This is a genomic window from Streptomyces sp. NPDC054849, assembly GCF_053610945.1.
In genome coordinates this window covers 90527-111201 of sequence record NZ_JBSGZI010000010.1, presented here as the reverse complement: position 1 = coordinate 111201, position 20675 = coordinate 90527, and the positions used below count along the sequence as shown (strand labels likewise).

Here is a 20675-nt window from a genome sequence, read left to right as displayed (position 1 = left end):
GTCACACACCTCCGCCCCGCCCCCGGAGAGGGGACAGGGCGGAGGCGTCGCTCGGCGCGGGGTGGGGGGAGATCAGCAGGCGCCGAGGTCCTTCCAGACACCCCATTCACCGGTGGTGCCCGGCGTCTCGTTCTGCGTCCACCACTGGGCCTTGTACTTGCGGCCGTTGTGGGAGACCTCGCTGCCGCCGGTGTAGACCGTGCCCGCCACATACGCCGGGAGCGATCCGCAGCCCGTGGGCGGGGTCGTCGGCGGCGTGGTCGGCGGGGTCGTGGGCGGGGTCGTCGGAGGCGTGGTGGGCGGAGTGGTCGGCGGGACGGTGGTGCCGCCGAGGGCGTCCGAGATCTGGTTCAGCAGCGTGGCGTTGTTGTCCAAGCCGAGCAGGGAGTACATCATCGCGCCGGCCAGGCCGCGCTGCTTGCCGTAGTCGACCCGGGCCTGGATGGACTTCTGGTTCAGGCCGGTGAAGAACTCGCCGTCCTTGTAGAAGTACGAGGACTTCGACTGGTCGTCCCAGAAGGTCGTCGACGCGTTGTCGACGATCCCGCCGAGCTCCTTGTAGTGCGCGATGCCCGCCTGCTGGCTGAGCGGTCGGGCGGCGGAGCCGCCCGTGGCGGTCTGGGCGAGGCCGTTGGTGGTGCCCGCCGGGACACCCTTCCAGCCGCGGTAGTAGAACTCGTAGCCCAGGGTCAGCTTATCGGCGGGGAAGCCGCCGGTGATGCCGTAGGCCGGGTTGCCGTCGATCCAGGAGTCGATGGCGTTGTCGATGCTGTACTTCTCGGTGCCCGGCGCGATCGGGTCGGTCGGGTCGGCCGCCGAGGGGTGGAGCGGGGACTGGTGGTACGTCGGCCCGTCGCCGTCCCAGGCTCCGTGCATGTCGTACGTCATGATGTTGGCGTAGTCCAAGTACTGACCGATCTTGTCGGTCTCGATGTACTTGATCTTGTCCTGGCCGGCCGGCAGGGCCGCGGTCAGCATGTACTTCTTGCCGCCGTTGGCCGCGCCCTCGGCGTCGAGCTGCTTGCGGAACTCCTGGAGCAGCAGGGTGAAGTTCTGCTTGTCCTCGGGGCCGTAGTGGTTGCCCAGGTGGCCGCCTGCGGAGCCGGGGTACTCCCAGTCGATGTCGATGCCGTCGAAGATGCCGGCCGCGGTGCCGGGACCGCCGAAGCCGCCCTCCACCGGGAGGTCGCCCTTGATGTACTGCTTGATGCAGGAGGCGACGAACTTCTTGCGGGCGGCGTCGGTCTTGGCCGCGTCGTGGAAGTACTTGGAGTACGTCCAGCCGCCCAGCGAGATGTTGATTTTCAGGTGGGGGTATTTCGCCTTCAGTTCCTTGAACTGGTTGAAGACGCCCACGATCGGCTGGTCCCACTTGTCGGCCACGCCATCCACGCTGTCGGCCGCACTGAAGGACTTCTGGTAGTCGGCGTACGAGTCGCCCGCGCCGTCACCGGCGTTGGGGTTGTTGTCGTCGCCTGCCGCCTTGTTCGCCTCGAAACAGGTGAGGTCGGTGGGGTGGATGTTGCCGAACGAGTAGTTGATGACGTCCAGCTTGCCCGCTATCCCGCGGGTGTCGAGGTGCTTGGGGTAGAAGGCGTTCCCGTACACGCTCCACTGGTCGTAGTAGGCGATGCGGACGCCGCCGGCCGCGGCGGTGGCGCCGGCGTCCGCGGCCTGGGCGGTGCCGAGTCCCGCGAAGGAGGCAAGCGCTCCGGCTGCCAGCGCGGCCGTGGCGGCGGCAGCGATGAGGGGTTTACGGATGTGCATGAACTGCTCCGTGGGGGTGGGAGGAGAGAGCAAGAAGTTCAGGTGAGAGAAGAGATAGCGATCACTGCAGCCCGTCGTCAATGGTTCGGACCAAAGAAGGACTAGACCACTCCCGGCACAAATCTGCTCGTCAGAGACCTGAGCGCACATCAGAAACCGCTCGCCACCCCGGGTGACGAGCGGTTTAAGGCTGCCTTCAGGCACCCCCTCGCAAGGTTTCGGCAACAAACCAGCCAAACCCCGTTCGCACGCGGTCAATCGGCCGCGGGCGCCTCCACGGGCATGCCGTACGCATCTGCGACGAGCCCGTACGAGCGCAACCGGGCCGCTCCGCTGTGGGCGTTGGCCGTGAGCATCAGCTCGTCCGCGCCCGTCCGCCCGGCGAGGTCGTCGAGCCCGGCGCGGACCTCGTCGGGGGTGCCGTGGACGACGTTCGAGAGCCAGCCGTCCACGAACTCCCGCTCCAGCGGGGTGAAGGGGTAGGCCGCCGCCTCCTCCGGCGTCGGAATCAGCCCGGGCCGCCCGCTGCGCAGCCGCAGCATCGACAGCGCGCCGGTGAGCACCTGGGCGCGGGCCTCCTCGGCGGTCCCGGCGGCGAGCGCCGAGACCCCGATGACGGCGTACGGCGCGTCCAGGACGGCCGAGGGCCGGAAGCTCTGCCGGTAGAGGTCGAGTGCGGGCAGGGTGCCGGCGGCCGAGAAGTGGTGGGCGTAGGCGAAGGGCAGGCCCAGCTCACCGGCGAGCCGGGCACTGAAGCCGGAGGAGCCGAGCAGCCACAGCGGCGGCCGTCCGGCGGGACCCTGCACTGGGCCCGGTACGGCGTGCACGCGGGCGTACGGGTGCCCCTGCGGGAAGTCGTCGTCGAGGAACCGGGTGAGCTCCGCGAGTCGCCGGGGGAACTCGTCCGCGGCCTCGTCCAGGCGCCCGGGCCCGCGCAGCGCGGCGGCCGTGCGGCCGTCGGTGCCCGGGGCACGGCCGAGCCCGAGGTCGATGCGCCCCGGGGCGAGCGCCTCCAGGGTGCCGAACTGCTCGGCCACGGCGAGCGGGGCGTGGTTGGGCAGCATGACCCCGCCCGATCCGAGCCGGATGCGGGAGGTGTGCGCGGCGAGGTGGGCCAGGATCACGGCCGGCGAGGAGCTGGCGACGCCGGGCATGGAGTGGTGCTCGGCGACCCAGTGGCGGTGGTAGCCGCGGGATTCGGCGAGCCGGGCTATCGCCACACTGGTGCGCAGGGAGTCGTGGGCGGTGCTGCCGGCGCCCACGGTGACCAGGTCCAGGACGGAGAGCGGTACGGCCGCCCGGCCCTGCGCGGCGCCCCGGATCCCGCTCCCGCCCTCCTGGCGAAGTGCGCCACCGGTGTCACTCATCGTCGCTCCCGTCTCACCGTGTCATCCGTACGAAGAACTCGAACCGTCGCCGGCCGCCGGGCATTCCCGGCACAGTGGGGCTGTGCGCTTGACCATGGCATATGCCAGTGGAGTAGATCCAGGCAGAGAGACCTGATTGAGCCATCAATCTCCTCAACAGGCGCTCCACATGGGCCTCTTGATGGCTATCGTGGTAGGGCAAGCGGTAACAACCTGCTAGGGGGAAACCGTGGCGCTGAAGCCCGAGCCGACCGCGCCGTTCCACTCGGTGCAGTACGCACTACGCGTACTCGAAACGATCGCACGTCACACCGGTGGTGTGACCGACGTGCAGATCGCGCGTGAGACCGGCCTGCCCGCAGTCCATCTCGCCCCGATGCTGCTCATGCTGCGCCGGGAGGGATATGTCCTGCAGGTGTCCGACGGTGCCTACGCCATAGGGGATTCCCTCGTCCTGCTCGGCTCCGGCATCGACCGGCAGCAAGCCCTGACGGACAAGCTCCAGGAGACGCTGGACCGGCTGCGCGACTCGGTCGGCGCGGCGGTCTACATCAGCCGGTACGTGGACGGCGAGGTCAGGATCACACAGTTCGCGGACAGTCCTCGCACGCCGAAGGTGCACGAGTGGGTCGACTTCCGCTCCGCCGCGCACGCCAGCGCGGTCGGCAAGTGCCTGCTGACGCAGCTCGACCTGAACGGGCGGCGCGACCACCTTTCCCGGCACAAGATCGCCCGGCTCACCTCGAAGACGATCGTGAACGAGCGGATCCTCTTCTCGAAGCTGGACGCCCAGCCGGCCACCGTGCCGGTGCTGGACCTGCAGGAGTACGCCGTGGGCACGGTCTGCGCGGCGGTTCCGATCACGGCCGGGGCCTCGGTGGGCTGCCTTGCCCTGTCGATGCCGGTCGAGCACGCGCACCGGCTGCGGGCGGCGGCGGACACCCTGAACCGCAAGGCCGCACCGCTGCTGCTGTCGCTCACGCTCTAGCAGCGCAGGGGTCGCCTGCTGGGGCGGACGGACGCCCGGAAAACACTTCGGGCGGTTCCCGGTGAACCGGAAACCGCCCGAAGGACAGGTGCGCCGCCAGGGACTCGAACCCCGGACCCGCTGATTAAGAGTCAGCTGCTCTAACCAACTGAGCTAGCGGCGCCTGCTGACAGAGAAAATACTACCTGGTCCCCAGGAGTGCTCAAAACCAATATCCCGGGCCCCGCCCGGAGCCGCCTCCCGCCTCCCGCCTCACGCGTCAACGGTCCAGGAGATCCGTGCGGGCGTGGGACGCGTACACCGTGAGCAGGGCGGACAGGGTCTCGGCGTCCAGGGGCGCGTAGCTCCCGGCCGGGGTGCGGTGCCAGACCGGGTCCGGACAGCGGAAGCCCTCGCGGCGCAGGGCCACCCGGTGGATCTTGTTCGTCGCCGTGACCGGCATCGCCGGCAGGATGCGGACGTAGCGCGGGGCCATCTTCGTGCCCAGGTCCGGCTGGAGGGACAGGAAGGTGCCGAAGGCGTCCGGAGAGAACACCGCACCGTCCCGGAGGCAGACCGCGGCCATGACCTGGTCCCCCGACACCTCGTCCGGGACGCCGTAGACGGCGACCGCCGCCGCGTCCGTCCAGCGGGCCAGGATGTTCTCGATCACCGCCGCGGCGAGGTTCTCGCTGTCGACCCGGAGCCGGTCGTCGGTGCGGCCCGCGAAGTAGAGGAAGCCCTGCGCGTCGCGGAAGAAGAGGTCTCCCGTCCAGTACCAGCCTCCCCGGGTGCGGTCGGCCTCCGCGTCGGGGTTGCGCCAGTACCCCTCGAACAGGCTGCGGCCCCGGTTGACCAGCTCACCGATCGCGGCCGAGCCGTTCAGCAGGCGGCCCTCCGGGGCGAACAGCGCGGCCGGGCACTCCCGGCCCGTCCGCGGGTCGACGACCGCCAGGTCGTCCCCCGCGCCCGCCCGGCCCAGCGCGCCCGGCGGGGTGTCCGGGGTGCGCTGGACGGAGGCGCCGCCCTCGGTGGCGCCGTAGCCCTCCACCAGCCGGACCCCGAACCGCTCGGCGAAGCGCGCCGCGTCGACCGCCCCGGCCTCGGTGCCGAAGCCGAGCCGCAGGCTGTGCGCGCGGTCGTCGGGGCGGGGCTCGGTGGCCAGGAGGTACTGGACCGCCCGGCCGACGTAGGTGAAGTAGGTGGCCCCGTACCTCCGGACGTCGTCCAGGAACGCGGACGCCGAGAAGCGCCGACGCAGCGCCACCCCGGCCCCGCCGGCGAGCGCGGGGAGCCAGTCGGCGATGACGGCGTTGCCGTGGAAGAGCGGCATGCAGATGTAGTGAACGTCGTCCGGGGTGACGGAGAACCGGCGGGCCAGGGCGGAGCCCGCCCCCGCGAGCCGGCCCTGCGTGCAGAGGGCGGCCTTGGGGGCGCCGGTGGAGCCGGAGGTGAAGTAGAGGAGGAGGCGGGAGTCGGGGGCGGGTGGTCGCAGGGCGGCTTCGCCGGGCTCGGCGGCCGCGTAGGGGGCGAGCAGGGCCGCGTACTCCTCGGTGCCGGTGATCAGGATGCGTACGCCGGGCAGGTCCAGGCCGCGCAGCAGCGGCAGGTGGGCGCGCTCGGTGATCAGGAGGCGGCAGTCGGTGTGCAGGATGTCGCGGGCCAGCTCGGGGCCGCGCCGGGTGGGGTTGATCCCGGCGACGGCGGCCCCGGCGAGGGCCGCCGCGCCGAGCCAGAACGGGAACTCGGGGGTGTTGTCGAGCAGGACCCCGAGGTGCGGCTCGGCCCCCGGGGGCATGAGGTCGACGAGGAGCGCGGCGCGCGCGGCGGCCGCCTGGGCGGTCCGGTGGTGGGTGAGCACGCCGTCCGCGTGCAGCAGTCCGGGCCGGTGGTCGCCCCATTGGCGCGCTATGAGCTCCGCGACGGTTTCGGGTGCAGTCGTCGTCCGCATGCCGCCGGAGGGTAACTGACGTTCCGTCAGAATTGAACGTCGGAGCAGGCGTAGAAGGCCATCGGGGTGTCGTTGACGGTCCAGACCGCCAGGATCATGTGCCGGCCCGTCTTGCCGCTCGGCATGGCCCCCTGGTGGACGGTGGTCATGGCGGGGCGGGCGCCGTTGTAGGCGACGGTGAGGAAGGGCTGGGGGTCGAGGTCGGCGCGGGTGAGGGCCTTGGTGCCGGTCCAGCCGTTCCGGGTGACGTAGTACTTGAAGTCGGTGGTGGAGTGGTTGGCGGTGAACTGCCACCGGAAGCCGTAGCTCTGGCCGCTGGTCACCTTGGTGGTGGGCCAGGCGCCGCCGCGGGGGTTGTCGAGTTCGGCGAACTGCGGGAGGCCGCCGGAACATATCTTGCCGTCGGCGGGGCCGGCGGCGGGGAACCCCTTGAAGCCCTCGACGCTCTGCGGCTCCCACTGGATCGCGCCGCAGTCGGAGACGGTCTTGTTGGCGCAGAGCTTCTGGCGGCTGATGGGGGTGTCGGTGTAGCCGTGACTGCTGGCGCTGGGGGCGCCGAGGAGGGTGATTCCGGCGACGAGGCCGAGGCCGAGCGCGGCGACGCCGGCCCGTCCGGGCATGCGGACGTGACGCATGATGCTCCTTGAACGTGGGGGGAGTTCGGCGAGAGCGCGCGCGTGTGGGGATTAGGTCTAGACCAAGTCCCAGACTATTGACGAGTGTTGAACATGTCCATACCAATGAGAGAACGGGTGGTCCGGTGTGTTCCGGCCACCCGTTCCCGTTGTCTTCTGGTGTGGTCAGCGCGTTGCGCGGGGCGTCATTCGGGGCGCCCGGTGTAGAAGGCCACCGTGAGGTCCTTCACCAGGGCCTTGCGCTCGTAGTCGTCGAGCTCGACCAGTCCGCGCGAGGTCAGCCGGTGGACGGTGTCGTCCACCGCGTCCACGACCGAGCTGAGCACGGCGTCCCGGTGCTTGGCGTCGATCGCCGCGACCCGGCGGCGGCGCATGGCGTCGGCGACCTCGGCGGCGTACTCGATCCGGGTCGGCTGGGCCGAGAACACCTCGATCCCGACGGCCTCGGTTTCGGCCGCGAGCATCCGGGTCAGCGCGTCGCCGACGGCCTCTGAGTCGCGCAGGGTCGGAGCGTCCTCGTGGAAGGCGTCCGCGGGCAGCTGGGACAGCACACGGGCCATGGCCGATTCGACCTGCTGGGCGAGGTACTCCGTGTGGTCCGCGACGGCGAGGGTGGCCCGGGCCGTGTCCTTGACCTGCCAGACGACCTGAACGACGACCTGGAGGGCGAGGCCGCCGGAGTCCACGGCGGGCATCGGGTCGCTACGCCAGTGGCGCAGGCGTACGTCGACCCGGCGGCGCAGGAGCAGGGGGCTGACCCAGGTCAGGCCGGAACGGCGGACCGTGCCGCGGTAGCGGCCGAAGAGGGTGAGCACCCAGGCGTGGCCGGAACGGACCCGTCCGAGTCCGCCGAGCGCGACGAGGGCGACGATGCCGAGGAAGGCGAGAGGCGGCCAGTGGGTGGCACGCAGGCCCTGGTAGGCGCGGGGGGCCGCGCCGAACGCGGCCAGGAAGGGGGCGGGGACGGCCCCGGCCCGCCAGAGCACGGCCGTGCACCCGGCGAGGGCGATCCCGCCGACGGCCACACCGACCCAGCCGGGCAGGACCGGGCCGCGGTGCTCCCGGAGCCGGTCGTCGCCGCGGGGGACACGGCGGCCGGGGGCGGGCCGGGGGGCGGCACGCCGGGCGCCTGCGGCGGGCTCGGCGGTGGGGCTGGACCTGCGGTGCGGCTCCCCGCGGAAGGGCAGGTGCACCGGCACTTCGGTCACGGCGGCGCCGCGTTGCCGGGCGAAGCGGGGGACGTCATCCGTGGCGCCCGCCGCCGGCTTGTCCAGGCCGCGGGCCACGGCCTGGGCGACGATCTCGGCAACACCGGGACCGGGCACGGCGGAGCCTGCGGTGGCGGGTCCGGACCCGGGCTCGGTCTGGGACTCGGGCTGGGGCTCGGGCTGCGGCTCGGGTTCGGCTTCGAGGACGGCCTCCGGCTGCAGGTCCGGCTCCGGCTCCCGCTCCCGCTCCGGGGCGGGGTTCGGCGGCTGCCCCGCGGCGGCCTCGGGGGCGCCGCTCCGCAGGCGCAGGGTGGCCACTCCCGGGTGGGCCTCCTCGTGCTGCGGGTGCGGCATGTCGAGGCCCGCGGTGCCCTGCGAGCCGGCACCGTGGCCACCCGCGTCGTGCGTGCCGTGCGTACCGTGCGTGCCGTGCGTGCCGTGCGTGCCGTGCGTGCCGTGCGTGCCGGGCCCGGCCGAGGCGTAGACCGGATCGGCCTCGTACTCGGAGCGTGCCGCAGGCACCTCGGCCTGCGGCGGCCGGGGCTCAGCCGCGGGCTCCGGCACCATCGCCCGGGGCTGAGCCTGCGGCGAGCGCACGGCCGTAGCGGCAACCCCGGCCTCCGGCGCCGCCGCCCGGACCGAAGCCTGTGCAGGACGGACGGCCGGGTCAGCGGGCTCGGACGGAGCGGATGCCGCCGATGGCGCCGACGCCGGACGAACGGCCGACGCGGCGGGCTCGGGCACCTGCCCCGGACGAACGGCCGGCGCCGAGGCCTCGGGCGGCCCGGACGGGGACGTGGTCTCCGTTCGGCGAGCGGCCGGCGCGGCGGACTCCGGTTCCCGCGTCGGACGGACCGTCGGGACGGGCTGTTGCCCGTGCTCCGACCACGAGACCGCCGACGGGGGCGGCGTCTGCACCTGGCGCGTGGCCGAGGCGGACGGTTCCGGTTCCTGCGTCGGGAGGACCGTCGGCGCCGCGACCGCGGCCACCTGCGCCGCCGTCGCCCTCCGGGGCGAGGCCTGCGTCTGACGAATGGGCTGCTGCGCGTGCTCCGACCACGAGACCGCAGAGGGGGACGGCGTCTCGGGCACCGTCGGCCGCAGCGACGTCTGCGCCGGGCGAACGGCCGAGGGGACGGGCTCCGGCTCTTGCACCCCGGAGCAGGACGAAACCTGCGCCCGGTGAGCGGCCGGCGCGGCGGACTCCGCGTCCTGGACCGCCGAGTGGGGCGGAGCCTGCGCCCGTTGGACGGCCGGCACGGGCTCGGGCACGGGCGTCCACGAGGAGGCCCGCACCGGGTGGACGGTCGGCGCGGCAGGGTCCGGGGCCGCCGCATAGGACGACGGCTGCGCCGGGTGGGCGGCCGGCACGGTGGCCGGTGGCTCGGCCGACCAGGACGGAGCCCGCGCCGGTCGGACATCCGAGGCGGCGGGCTGGGGTACTGCCGGCCGCGGCGGCGTCTGCGCCGGGCGGGCGGGCGCCGGGGCCCAGGGAGAAGCTGCGGCGGCCCAGCCGAACGAGGTCTGGGCCCCCGCCGCGGGAGCGGCCGGCGGGGTGCTCGATCCGGCCGCCTCGCGCGGTGTGGCGACGGCCGGGCGGGCCACGGGCGCCACTGCTCCCCGGTCGAACGAGGCGGGGGCGACGGCCGCAGCCGCCGTTTCCGCGGCCCGCGCCGGGCGGGCGGGGGGCGCGGCCGATGCCGCCCGGACACCCGGGCCGGACGCCGGTGCGGGCTCCGCCGGGCGGAGGTCCGGGCCGGACGCGGGCGCCGCCGTCCAGGCACCGGAGCGTGCCGCAGATGCGGATGCGGCGTTCGCCGTCCGGGGCGCCGGCTCCCCCATACCCGGGCGGGACCCGGACACGGGTGCGGCCCCCGGCGTCCGGGAGTCCGGGCCCGACACGGACGCGGGCTGCGCCGGGCGGGGATCCGTGCGGGGATCCGTGCGGGGATCCGTGCGGGGATCCGTGCGGGGATCCGGGCGGGACGCCGTGGCCGCCGTCCAGGCACCGGGGCGGGACGCGGATGCGGGTGCGGCGTCCGGCGTCCGAGGCGCCGGCTCCGCCGCACCGGGTGTGGAGTCCGGCGTGCGGGGCGCCGGCTGCCACTGACCCGGGCGGGACACGGACACGGACACGGGTGCGGCGTCCGGCGTCCGGGAGGCCGGGCGGGAGGCGGGCGCGGGCGCCGCCGTCCAGGCACCCGGGCGGGACGCCGGCGTGGGGGCCGTCGACGGGGTCGCCGCTCGTGCGGTCAGCGGCGGTACGCGAAGGGTGCCCGTCGTCGAGGTGGTGCGCGTGGGGAACATCATTACCTCCGTCATGCGAACAGCCGGCGCCAGGTTTCCGGGCCCGGGTAGCCGTTGGCCGAAGCGCCGCGCCAGCCCTGCGCGCGCTGGAAGGCCTCGACGTTGCGGCGGTCGGCCTCGCTCCAGCGAAGGCCGGGACCGGATGTGTAGTACTTGCCGAAGCCCTTCTTCACCAGCTGACGACCGAGGGCCCTGATGGCCTCGTGCGACTGGCCCGGGCGGAACACCGCGGCACCCGGGTAGGCCCGTACGCCACCCGGCCCCGGCGCCGGCGCCGGTGCCGGCGCCACGCCCACCGTCGGCGGGATGTCGTTGCCCTGCTTCCCGACCAGCAGGCGCCAGGTGTGCGCGCCGGGGATGCCGTCGGCGTCGGCGCCCGACCAGCCCTGTGCGCGCTGGAAGGCCTGGGTGGCGAGCCTGTCGTGATCGCTCCACGTCCGGTCGGCCACCCCCTTCGGGTAGAAGCGGTACGCGCCGCGCTCGATCAGCATCCGTCCCAGCTGGGCCACGTGGTCGTTCGTGGCGCGGGGGGCGAACTTGTCCGCGCCGGGGAAGACCGTCGCGTCCCCCGGCTTCGGACCCGCCGCCGGCGGCTCGGCACCCGGTACAGCGGGGGCGACCGGGACACCCGGGACGACCGGGACCTGCGGAACGACCGGAACGGCGAGCCCGCCCGTCACCCCGTTGAACCGGTAAGGGACGTATTTCGGCGCGTTCGCCCAGTACCCGTACGGCGTGGCGAGCTTTCGCGTGTTGGGGCGCGTCTGCTCGTAGGCGATGTAGTGCGTCCGCGTCTCGTCGGCCCAGCCGCCGAAGATGACCACGTGCGAGCCGTTGGTGGGGTCCGCCGGGTTGTGGAAGAGCAGCATGTCCCCCGGCAGCAGCTCATCCTTGGTGATCTTGGTGGCGAAGGCGTCGAGGCTGCCGGTCCACTCGTTCGAGCCGAGGTTCCAGGCCATGGAGACGTAGCCCGAGCAGTCCTGCCTGTAGCCGTCCGTGAAGTACGTGGACATGCTGTACGGGACCTTCGCGTCCAGCCACAGCTTCGCCCGGTTGATGATCGTCGTCCGGTCGATCCGCTTCACGGCGCCCGGGTGGGCGGGGGCGCCGGGCTGGCCGACCGGGCCGCCCGTCGGACCGTGCAGGGGGGTCCGGCCGCCCTGCGGGGAGCCGGGGTCGTCCAGCGCCATCGGACCGGGGGCCGGGGTGGCCACGGCCACCGCGGCTCCGGCGCCGCCGCCCAAAACCACGCCCGCGGCGGTCGCCAGGACCAGCGCCCGGCGGGCCCCGCGCGCGGCGGGGTGCCCGCCGTCCCGAAGCGGTATGGCCCGCGCGCGGGCGAGGGTACGGCGTCGCTGGGCGCATCCGCGGCATACGCAGTCGCCCGCGGGCTCGTATTCCTCGAAAGCGGGCATCGGCATCTGCACATGCGTCGGAGGCTGCATCGTCATGCGGGTCCGTCCACTCCCCTGCTCGTCCACTGGTCGACCGGCACCACACCTGATAGCGCATCAGATGTGGACGGCGCAGACATATCGTGCACGATAAACCCCTCGAACGTGGGTTAATCGGACAATGCGGGCGTGGCTGGTCACGAGCACCGCTGGAGGTGGGGTAGAGTTTTCCCTGTCAGCAAGCGCCGCTAGCTCAGTTGGTTAGAGCAGCTGACTCTTAATCAGCGGGTCCGGGGTTCGAGTCCCTGGCGGCGCACAGACGGAAGAAGCCCCTCGCAGCGAAAGCTGCGAGGGGCTTCTTCGTTCCCGGGCCGCGCACGACGCCCACACCGCACCGCCCGCCCCCGCACGGACCGCACCGCGCACGGACCGCACCCGTTCGGCCGCGCTAGACCGGCTTGCCCGGGCGGACTCCGACACCCGTCAGGTAGGCGGAGACCACCACGTTCGCCGTGTACTCCTTGGCCACCTTGTCGTACGTGCCGCCGCAGGTCACCAGCCTCAGCTCCGCACGGCCCCGGACCCGCGGGCCGTACGCCTTGTGCGCGTCGAAGGCCGCTCGCTCGTAGACCCGTACGTCCTCGATCGTGAACTCGGCGACCGACCCGTCCGCGCGCACCACCCGCACCTTGTCACCCGGCTGCGCCGAGCTCAGGCCGTAGAACACCGCCGGCTTGGACCGGGTGTCCACGTGCCCCACCATCAGCGCGGTCCCGGCCGTCCCCGGCTGGGCTCCCCTGCCCCACCAGCCCACCGTGCCCGGCCGGTCGTACGGGGGCGGCTCGATCGCACCGTCCTTGTCCAGGCCCCGGGGGATCACCGGGGCCTGGATGCCTATGGAGGGGACGTCGACGCGCTGCGGCAGGGCCGGGGCGAGCGGCGCGTGCGCGGCCGGCAGCGCCGGGCCCACCGCCCCGCCGCCCTGGCCGGTGAGCGGGGCCGGCGCCACGGTGAGCTGGCGGCCCCACAGCCACAGACCGAGCACCAGCACCGACCAGGCGGCGAAGGTCAGCAGCCGGCCGCCTGCAGAGGTCCTGCCCTCACTCACCACTGCGGCGGCGGCGCAGGGCCAGCGCCCGGCCCGCGACGGCCAGGGTGGCGACCGCGGCGAGGATGGCGCCGATCACCGTGTGCGGCAGACCCGGGCCGTCGTCGGGGTGCTCATTCTTCGCCGACGCGGCGACGGGCTTGGCCGCCTCGGCGAGTTCGGCGGCCATGCCGCCGCCGCCCGCGTGCACCGGCCAGACCGGCGACGCGTGGTGGGACGGGTGGGAGGGGTGGCGGTACGGGGAGATCTGGACGGAGCCGGTGACCTTCTCGTGGCCGTCGCACTTCACCCGGATGGAGTGCCAGCCGGGCGAGGCGTGCGAGCTGATCGTCGCCTCGCCGTGGAGCGGGCTGCGACGGCCGCCCTCGCGACCGTGGAGCTCGACGTCCGACACGAAGACGGAGGACTGGGCCGCTCCCCGGTGACCGTCGCACCCCTGGACACGCAGCTTGACCTGCGATCCGGGGTGGGCCGGGTCCGGGTCGACCGCGACGCTGCCGCGGTTGCGGTCCTCCTCGCCCGCCAGGGCGGTGGACGCGGGCACTGCGGAGAATGCCGCCAGGGCGACGGCCACCCCGGCGGCGCGGACAGCGAACGGAACACTGCGCATGGTGAACCTCCTCGACAAGGAGATTCACGCGCGGCGCGCCGCTCCGCATCCGGAACGACGCCGTACGTGTCAGCCGTACGCCCCAAACGCGGTACGCCCCATCGGCCGTACGCGTCAGACGAGGTCGATCAGATCCGCGATCGAGTCGACCGTCCTGGTCGGGCGGTACGGGAACCTCTCGGTGTCCAGGGCGCTGGTCAGGCCGGTGAGGACGAGGAAGGTCTGCATGCCCGCCTCCAGGCCGGCCAGCACGTCGGTGTCCATCCGGTCGCCGATCATCGCGCTGGTCTCCGAGTGCGCGCCGATGGCGTTCAGGCCGGTGCGCATCATCAGCGGGTTCGGCTTGCCGGCGAAGTACGGCCTCTTGCCGGTCGCCTTGGTGATCAGCGCGGCGACCGCGCCGGTGGCCGGGAGCGGGCCCTCGGTGGAGGGGCCGGTCTCGTCGGGGTTCGTGCAGATGAAGCGCGCGCCCCCGTTGATCAGGCGGACCGCCTTCGTCATCGCCTCGAAGCTGTACGTCCGGGTCTCGCCCAGGACCACGTAGTCGGGCTCGTGGTCGGTCAGGATGTAGCCGATGTCGTGCAGCGCGGTGGTCAGACCGGCCTCGCCGATCACGTAAGCCGTGCCGCCCGGGCGCTGGTCGTCGAGGAACTTCGCGGTGGCCAGCGCGGAGGTCCAGATGTTCTCGACGGGGACGTCCAGACCCATGCGGGCCAGGCGGGCCTGGAGGTCGCGTGGGGTGTAGATGGAGTTGTTGGTCAGTACCAGGAAGGGCTTGCCGGACTCGCGCAGCCGCTTGATGAAGGCATCGGCGCCGGGGATCGGGGTGCCCTCGTGGATGAGGACCCCGTCCATGTCGGTGAGCCAGGATTCGATCGGCTTGCGCTCTGCCACTGGACTGCTCTCCGCTCTCGGTGGCCTGTGACCACTGACCACTGACCTCCGGACTCTGAACTCTGCTCCTCGGCACTCTCGTCCTCGGAACTCTGATCTCTGGTCTGTACCACCCTATCGGGGCCGGGCTGTGGACGTCGGGGCCGTCCACAGCCCGGACTGAAGGGCCGGGATCAGCTCAGGCGGACGTCGTCGACGGTCCAGTACCAGTTGTTGTCGCCGGCGTAGCGGAAGCGGATCTGGACGTCCGTGGCGCCGGCCGGGACCTGGAGCGCCAGGGACTCGGTCTTGGCCACGGCGTCGGCGGTGTAGGACTTCACCACGGTCGGGGCGGCGCCGTTGTAGGAGACCAGGACCTGGGCGGTCTGGCCGGCTTCCTGGCGGTAGTGCGTCTGGTAGGTGAGGGTGTGCGTGCTGCCGCCCGTGACCGCCCACTTGGGCGTGATCAGGGTGGAGTCGAAGGTGCCGGTGTGACTCTTGTCGTCCCACTCGTCGGAGTCGGCGACGGCGAAGACGTCACGGGAGCGGACGTTCAGCTCGCGCCACTGGTCGCGCTGCGCCTGGCTCCAGAACTCGTCGGTCGCGAACGCCCAGCCCGCCCACTCCGTGACACCGCCCGTGCCCATCCGGGAGTTGTCGACGGACCAGCCCGCCGGCGGGGTGTGCGTGAAGCCCTTGGTTCCCGCCGGGATGCCCGTCTCGTCCACCCGCGCCCGGAGGTTCGGTCGCAGGGTGTCGAAGGAGTCGTCATCGGGGGCGTCCAGCGGGACGCCGTCGATGCCGGAGTCGCTGACGCCGACCTGGGCGAGGGCGGTGGCGGCCACGTCGACCAGCCGCACGTCGTCCCGTACGGAGCCTGCCGGGATGCCCGCGCCCCTGGCGATGACGAAGGTGCCGCGCTCCTGGATGGTCGAGCCGCCGTGGCCGCCGGAGTTGGTGTGGCCGTGGTCGGTGGTGACCAGGACCTTCCAGTTCTCCTGGGCGTACGTCGGGCGGTTCTGGACGGCGGTCAGGAGCCGGCCGATCAGCTGGTCCACGCGGCCGACGGCGTCGAGGTACTGCCGGCTGGCGGCGCCGTAGGCGTGGCCGGCCGCGTCGATCTCGCCGAGGTAGACGAAGGCGGCGTCCGGGTTCTGGCCCTGCAGTTCGGCTGCGGCCGCGGCGGCGATCTTCGGGTCCTCCTTGCCGTAGCCGTCGCGGTCGCCCTTGAGGGAGAGCCGCTTGTCCACCTTGGAGGAGAAGATCGGGCCGTTCTGGTCGGTGGAGGTGATGGGCTCCCAGTCGGCGGCCGCGTACGTGTTGAGCGCCGGCTTGGCGTTCTCGATGCGGGTCAGGAAGTCCGGGTACGCGGTGTAGTTCTTGCCGTTGAAGGAGTTGTCCTTCACTCCGTGCTTGTCGGGCCAGACTCCGGTGGCGATGGTTGACCAGCCGGGGCCGGAGGAGGTGGCGGCCATCGGGTGGGCGTAGAGCGTGCTGCGGGCGGTCAGACCCTGGGCCATCAGGCCGTGCAGATATGGCGCGTTGGCGACCTTGACGCGGTCCAGGACGGCGCCGTCGATGCCGATGACGAGGACCTTGCCGACGGAAAGGGGCGCGGCGACAGCCGCTCCGGTGGAGCCGGTGCTTGCGGCGGGGGCCGTGCCTGCGGCGGCGGCGGGGGTGGCGGCGCCGGCGGGGGTGGCGGCGACGGCGGGGGTGGCGGCGCCGGCGGGGATGGCGGCGCCGGCGGGGGTGGCGGCGACGGTCGCGGCGATCAGGGCGGTGGCGGTGGCCGTCGCGGCGATGACGCGTCGTCCGGGCAGGACAGGGGACACGCACTCCTCCTGGGAGCAAGTGAGCGACGAAAGGTGCGGGGACGGGCGGAGCAGAGGGAACGCGTTCCGGGGGCCGGGCCGAAGGGGTGCCCTCCGGTCCGGACCCGTTGTCCCAACGTCACTGTTCTGGGCGTGGGTGGCCAGGAAGTAACCGGTCAGCTTCCGGTTGCCGACTTCCACGCGTCGACGCAGCCGGTGAGTTCTCGGCGATGTCCGCCCAGTTCGGCTTGAAGATCTCCTCCAGGCCGATGAAGTGACGGCCCGGGCGGCGGCCCTGCCGACGCACGCCTTCGGTGGGGCCGGCGAGGGAGAGCGGCTGCACCGGCCTCGTATCGCTCGGCGAGATCCCCGTTGGGGGGAAGCACGCCGCCCTCGCCGAGCTCGCCGAACTCGTCGAGGAGGACGGGCCGCCGGACGCAGGGTCGGACGTACGGGCCGCCGGACGTACGGGTCGGACGTACGGGCCGCCGGACGTGCGGGGACCGGTACGCGGAAATCAGCACGCGGGATCAGTACGCGGGCTCAGCACGCGGGCTCAGCACGCGGCGCGCGGGTATCCACACGCGAGGATCAACGCGTGGGATCGAGGGGGCGTGATCAACGCGGGGAATCGGCGCTGGTATCAACGGGTGGACCCGGGGGGCGACGGCTGGGAATCGAGTGCGATGGGCGGGATCAACGAGTAGGCGTACCGCGTAGCCGCCGGGCGCCCAGCAGAAAGCCGCCTCCCACAGCGAGGGCGGTCACGGCTCCGGCGCCATACGCCCACTCGCGGGGACCGGTCTGGGCGAGGGACCCCGCCTCGGCGGAAACCTCCGGGCCCTCGACGGAGAAGCGGTAGCCGCCCGCCTCGCCGATCCAGTCGCCGTCGTCGCCCTTGCGCTGGACGAGGGCGGCGTCGGCGACGACTTCGCCGAGAGGGGCGTCCTCGGAGAAGGCGAGCCCGACTCTGACGGTCAGGGATCCGCCGGGGCCGACGGTGAAACCGGGGAAGGCGTCGCCGCCGTCGAAGACGGCGATGATCTCGTCGCGGTCGCTGCCCTCCAGGCTGGCGGGGAAGGTGCCGCCGGGCGCGTCGAACTCCATCCGCAAGTGGGCGGGGCGCAGGGTGCGGGCCTTGTCGGCGAAGACGACGATGGGGTGGATGGCCGTGCACTCGGAGTTGGTGGTGTTGGTCAGGTCCAGGTACCAGGTCTGCGGCTCGTCGCCCGTGCGGTACACGGCCGGGCCGCCGCGGATGCGCGCCCCGATCGGGAAGGCGTGGCTCTTCCCGTCACCGCAGGTGGCCTCCGCGCGGGACGGCAGCGCGGGCGCGGGGCGGCCGCCGCCGGCACCGATGTCCGCCCCGGCCGTGGAGGCGGTGGCAGCCACCAGGGCGGAGGAGAGGACGGCGGTGAGGGCAAGGGCTTTGCGCAGTCGCATGGAAGACCTTCGCTGCTCGCCGGACAGGACGATGATCGGACCAGGTGACAATCAGCCCGGCCTGCCCGCACCCTGCCACGCGCCCGCGGCCTTTCACCGCACACCACGCCTGAGTTGTTCCGGTTTACGCCTGATCGGCGTACGGGTCAAGCCGACCTCTCAGCACCTCCAGCCCCGTCGGCGCTTGAGGCGCAAGATCCGGGAGCGGAGCTCCCGGCAACGGCGCCGCACCCTCACGCCCGGCATCATCCACCCGCACGCCCGAACAAAGAGGCCAGCACCAGCTCCGCCGCCCCCTCCGCCACGCCGGCCCCCGCCAGCGCGACCACAGGCCGGGCGGGGTCCAGCGCACGGGCCGCGAGAACGGCCCGGACCCCGGCCACGAAGACCTCCGGCGCCGCCGCCACCACCCGCCCGCCGAGCAGCACACGGTCCACATCCAGCAGCGCGACCAGGTTGGCCGCGCCCTCCCCCAGGATCCGCGCCGCCTCGGGAAGATCACCTCGGGCCACCGCCTCCAGGCACAGCACCTCCAGGCAGCCCCGCGCCCCGCACCGGCACGGCGGGCCGTCCAGCAGGAGCACCTGGTGGCCGAACTCGCCGGCCGCCGAACGGGCGCCCCGGTAGACCCCACCGGCGAGCCACAACCCCGCACCGAGCCCGGTCCCGACGTGCAGGTACACGCAGGTGCGGGACCCGCCGCCGACATGCGCATCCACATCCGCAACCGCATCCGGCCCGGCATCCGCGTCACGCCGGGCATCCGCATCCGGCCATGCGGCCCGGAGCCACGCTCCGGCGGCCGCGGCCGCACCGGCGTTCGTGTCCTTGTCCAGCAGCACTGGGAGGCCCAGCAGCCCTTCCAGCACCCCCCGCATCGGAAAGCCCTTCCAGCTCGGGAACCCCGTCACCCGCCCCATCACCCCGGCCCGGTGGTCGAGCGGCCCCGGTGCGACCACCCCGACGCCCAGGAGCGGCGGCCGCGCCGGGTCTCCGACCCGCGCGACCGCCCGTACGACCGCCTCCACCGCCGCCTCCGGCCCAGCCCCGAAGTCCAGCGGGCCACTGCTCTCGGCGACGGTGCGGCCCGCCAGGTCCACGCGTACCGCCCGGAGCCCGTCGCGGTCCAGGTGCACTCCGACCGCGTGACGGACGTCCGGCACCAGCCGGAGCAGGGTGCGCGGCTTGCCACCCGTGGACGCCGCGCGGCCGGCCTCCGCGACCAGTCCGTCCGCGACGAGCCGCGCCGTGATCTTACTGACGGCCTGCGGGGTGAGACCCGTACGGGCCGCGAGTTCGGTGCGCCCCAGACCGACCGGGCCGGCGCCGCGCAGCAGATCCAGCAACAGCGCCTCGTTGTACCCGCGCAGCGCCGGCAGGTTCGCCCCGCCACGACTCTCCTCGCTACCCCTGTTCACTCGCCCATTGTCCACCTTCCTTGCACTTCGGCAACACTGTTGCCAAAGTGGTCTCCATGAGCACCTCCGCCCCCAGCCCCTCCGCCACTGCGACCGGCCCCCTCCGCGTCGGCCTCATCGGCTACGGACTCGCCGGTTCCGTCTTCCACGCGCCCCTCGTGGCCGCCACGGACGGGCTCGACCTCGACACGGTCGTCACCTCCGACCCGGCCCGGCAGGCCCAGGCCCGTAAGGAGTTCCCCGACGTCCACGTCGTCTCCACCGCCGACGAGCTGTGGCGGCGGGACCTCGACCTGGTCGTGATCGCCTCCCCCAACCGGACGCACGTCCCGCTCGCCACCACCGCCCTCGAAGCCGGCATCCCGGTGGTCGTGGACAAGCCGATCGCCGCCACCGCCGCCGAGGCACGCGCGCTCGCAGCCCTCGCGGACCGCAGCCGAACCTTCCTCTCCGTCTTCCAGAACCGTCGCTGGGACAACGACTTCCTCACCCTGCGCCGCCTCCTCGCCGACGGTGACCTCGGCGAGATGCAGCGCTTCGAGTCCCGCTTCGAGCGGTGGCGCCCGCAGTTGAAGGGCGGCTGGCGCGAGTCGGGCGCCCCGGAGGAGATCGGCGGACTGCTGTACGACCTCGGCAGCCACGTCGTGGACCAGGCCCTGGTGCTGTTCGGTCCCGCCGTACGGGTCTACGCGGAGACCGACTCGCGCCGCCCGGGCGCCGAGACGGACGACGACACCTTCGTCGCCATCACGCATGCGAACGGGATCCGCTCCCACCTCTACGTCAGTGCGACCACCGCCCAGCTCGGCCCGCGGTTCCGCGTGCTGGGCTCGCGGGCCGGCTACGTCAAGTACGGCCTCGACCCGCAGGAGGGCGCCCTGCGGGAGGGGCTGCGACCGGACGCGGACCTGCCGTGGGGCGAGGAGCCCCCGCACCTGTGGGGACGGCTGGGCTCCGGCGAATCCCCGCTGACCGGCGGCGGGACCCCGGTGCCGACCGAGCAGGGCGACTACCCGGCGTACTACGCCATGGTGGCCGCCGCCCTCCGCGAGGGCGGACCCAACCCGGTCACGGCAGACGAGGCCGCGCGCTGCCTCGACGTACTGGAGGCGGCCCGCAGGTCGTCCCAGGAGGGAGTGGTGGTGGAGATTCCCGCCACCCCGTCCGATTCGGCGTGAAACTCGGCCCCCCGGGGCCGCCGGGAAGACCGCGGGCGAGACGCCCGCGGGACGCGAAGCCCGGGGACAAGGAGCCCGGGGACAAGGAGCCTGGGAACAAGGAGCCTGGGGACAAGGAGCAGGCCGAGAAGGACGATGCTGACGGGACCCCCGGGCCGGAGCTGAAGAAGGCCGCCATCGCCGCACTCAAGGGCACGGCCGCGGACCGCGTCGAGGTCCTCAAGACCGGCCGGCACGAGGCGCGCGCCAAGGACAAGGCCGCCGAGGACGCGGCCAAGGACACGGGCAAGGACGAGTCCACCGGCACGGGTACGGGTACGGGGACGGGTACGGGGACGGGTACCGACTCAGGGACCGGTACGGGCGCGGGCACGGCCGTGCCACGCAGGTCGTCTCCACGGGCACCGCCAGTGGCAACGGCAACGGCAACGTGTCCGCGGTCGGCGGGTCCGGCCCGCTCGCGAACACGGGCGCCGGCGCCGGCGCCGAGAACGCCTGGATTCGCCGGCGGCGCCGCCGCCGCACTCGCCGCGGGCGCGGGCCTGGTGCTCGCCAACCGCCGTCACCGCACCGCGGCCGAGAGCTGAGCACACCGCGCGGACGCGGAAGGGGGGCTGCCTGGGGCAGCCCCGCCC

The 20675-nt window shown here is 73.2% G+C and carries 16 protein-coding genes, 2 tRNA genes and 1 pseudogene; 5 read left to right on the top strand and 14 right to left on the bottom strand.

Features of this window, described 5'->3' with window-relative positions; translation table 11 throughout:
• Positions 1 to 72: 72 nt before the first annotated feature.
• Positions 73 to 1767: a glycosyl hydrolase family 18 protein gene (locus ACWGIF_RS07500; RefSeq protein WP_453492438.1), complete on the bottom strand. Its 1695-nt coding sequence runs from the start codon at positions 1765 to 1767 to the stop codon at positions 73 to 75.
• A 254-nt stretch (positions 1768 to 2021) separates the two neighbouring features.
• Complete coding sequence (locus ACWGIF_RS07495; protein WP_453492435.1) at positions 2022 to 3134, bottom strand: LLM class flavin-dependent oxidoreductase; 1113 nt, start codon at positions 3132 to 3134, stop codon at positions 2022 to 2024.
• Between the two features lie 229 nt (positions 3135 to 3363).
• Here ACWGIF_RS07495 and ACWGIF_RS07490 point away from each other — a divergent pair, with 229 nt between their 5' ends.
• The gene (locus ACWGIF_RS07490; RefSeq protein ID WP_030388591.1) at positions 3364 to 4122 is read left to right on the top strand and encodes an IclR family transcriptional regulator; all 759 of its coding nucleotides are present in this window, start codon (positions 3364 to 3366) and stop codon (positions 4120 to 4122) included.
• An 89-nt stretch (positions 4123 to 4211) separates the two neighbouring features.
• On the opposite strand, the gene ACWGIF_RS07485 is transcribed toward ACWGIF_RS07490, so the two are convergent.
• The 4 genes from ACWGIF_RS07485 to ACWGIF_RS07470 all read right to left on the bottom strand — a co-directional run bounded on the left by ACWGIF_RS07485 (position 4212) and on the right by ACWGIF_RS07470 (position 8462).
• Positions 4212 to 4285, bottom strand: a tRNA-Lys gene (locus ACWGIF_RS07485).
• A gap of 96 nt (positions 4286 to 4381) precedes the next feature.
• Positions 4382 to 6052: an AMP-binding protein gene (locus ACWGIF_RS07480; protein ID WP_453492431.1), complete on the bottom strand. Its 1671-nt coding sequence runs from the start codon at positions 6050 to 6052 to the stop codon at positions 4382 to 4384.
• A 26-nt stretch (positions 6053 to 6078) separates the two neighbouring features.
• The gene (locus ACWGIF_RS07475; protein ID WP_453492489.1) at positions 6079 to 6672 is read right to left on the bottom strand and encodes a lytic polysaccharide monooxygenase auxiliary activity family 9 protein; all 594 of its coding nucleotides are present in this window, start codon (positions 6670 to 6672) and stop codon (positions 6079 to 6081) included.
• 200 nt (positions 6673 to 6872) lie between these two features.
• On the bottom strand, positions 6873 to 8462 hold the full coding sequence (locus tag ACWGIF_RS07470) for an SPFH domain-containing protein (protein ID WP_453492428.1): 1590 nt from the start codon (positions 8460 to 8462) through the stop codon (positions 6873 to 6875).
• Positions 8463 to 9267: 805 nt separating this feature from the next.
• Here ACWGIF_RS07470 and ACWGIF_RS07465 point away from each other — a divergent pair.
• Positions 9268 to 10005, top strand: coding sequence for a hypothetical protein (locus ACWGIF_RS07465; protein WP_453492425.1), 738 nt, complete (start codon positions 9268 to 9270; stop codon positions 10003 to 10005).
• A gap of 208 nt (positions 10006 to 10213) precedes the next feature.
• Here ACWGIF_RS07465 and ACWGIF_RS07460 read toward each other — a convergent pair whose 3' ends face one another.
• Positions 10214 to 11623: a peptidoglycan-binding protein gene (locus ACWGIF_RS07460; RefSeq protein WP_453492486.1), complete on the bottom strand. Its 1410-nt coding sequence runs from the start codon at positions 11621 to 11623 to the stop codon at positions 10214 to 10216.
• A gap of 215 nt (positions 11624 to 11838) precedes the next feature.
• On the opposite strand from ACWGIF_RS07460, the gene ACWGIF_RS07455 reads away from it, so the two are divergent.
• Positions 11839 to 11912, top strand: a tRNA-Lys gene (locus tag ACWGIF_RS07455).
• Positions 11913 to 12044: 132 nt separating this feature from the next.
• Here the strand turns inward: ACWGIF_RS07455 and ACWGIF_RS07450 are convergent.
• The 7 genes and pseudogenes from ACWGIF_RS07450 to ACWGIF_RS07420 form a co-directional block, all read right to left on the bottom strand.
• Positions 12045 to 12707, bottom strand: coding sequence for a class F sortase (locus ACWGIF_RS07450; protein WP_453492422.1), 663 nt, complete (start codon positions 12705 to 12707; stop codon positions 12045 to 12047).
• Complete coding sequence (locus ACWGIF_RS07445; RefSeq protein WP_453492419.1) at positions 12697 to 13314, bottom strand: hypothetical protein; 618 nt, start codon at positions 13312 to 13314, stop codon at positions 12697 to 12699. The genes ACWGIF_RS07450 and ACWGIF_RS07445 overlap by 11 nt, the downstream gene beginning before the upstream one ends.
• A 114-nt stretch (positions 13315 to 13428) precedes the next feature.
• Positions 13429 to 14208, bottom strand: coding sequence for an HAD-IIA family hydrolase (locus ACWGIF_RS07440; protein WP_453492416.1), 780 nt, complete (start codon positions 14206 to 14208; stop codon positions 13429 to 13431).
• Between the two features lie 173 nt (positions 14209 to 14381).
• On the bottom strand, positions 14382 to 16022 hold the full coding sequence (locus ACWGIF_RS07435; protein ID WP_453492414.1) for an alkaline phosphatase family protein: 1641 nt from the start codon (positions 16020 to 16022) through the stop codon (positions 14382 to 14384).
• Between the two features lie 238 nt (positions 16023 to 16260).
• Positions 16261 to 16519: pseudogene (locus tag ACWGIF_RS07430) on the bottom strand (hypothetical protein); the annotation flags it as partial.
• Positions 16520 to 16697: 178 nt separating this feature from the next.
• Positions 16698 to 17444, bottom strand: a complete 747-nt coding sequence (locus ACWGIF_RS07425; protein WP_453492411.1) for a hypothetical protein — start codon at positions 17442 to 17444, stop codon at positions 16698 to 16700.
• Between the two features lie 245 nt (positions 17445 to 17689).
• On the bottom strand, positions 17690 to 18862 hold the full coding sequence (locus ACWGIF_RS07420) for an ROK family protein (RefSeq protein ID WP_453492408.1): 1173 nt from the start codon (positions 18860 to 18862) through the stop codon (positions 17690 to 17692).
• 56 nt (positions 18863 to 18918) lie between these two features.
• Between ACWGIF_RS07420 and ACWGIF_RS07415 the strand changes: the two genes are divergently transcribed.
• Both ACWGIF_RS07415 and ACWGIF_RS07410 read left to right on the top strand, forming a co-directional pair.
• A complete protein-coding gene (locus tag ACWGIF_RS07415) occupies positions 18919 to 20040 on the top strand; it encodes a Gfo/Idh/MocA family oxidoreductase (protein ID WP_453492405.1) in 1122 nt (373 codons plus the stop codon).
• Positions 20037 to 20627, top strand: a complete 591-nt coding sequence (locus tag ACWGIF_RS07410; protein ID WP_453492402.1) for a hypothetical protein — start codon at positions 20037 to 20039, stop codon at positions 20625 to 20627. The genes ACWGIF_RS07415 and ACWGIF_RS07410 overlap by 4 nt, the downstream gene beginning before the upstream one ends.
• The last annotated feature ends 48 nt before the right edge of the window (positions 20628 to 20675 follow it).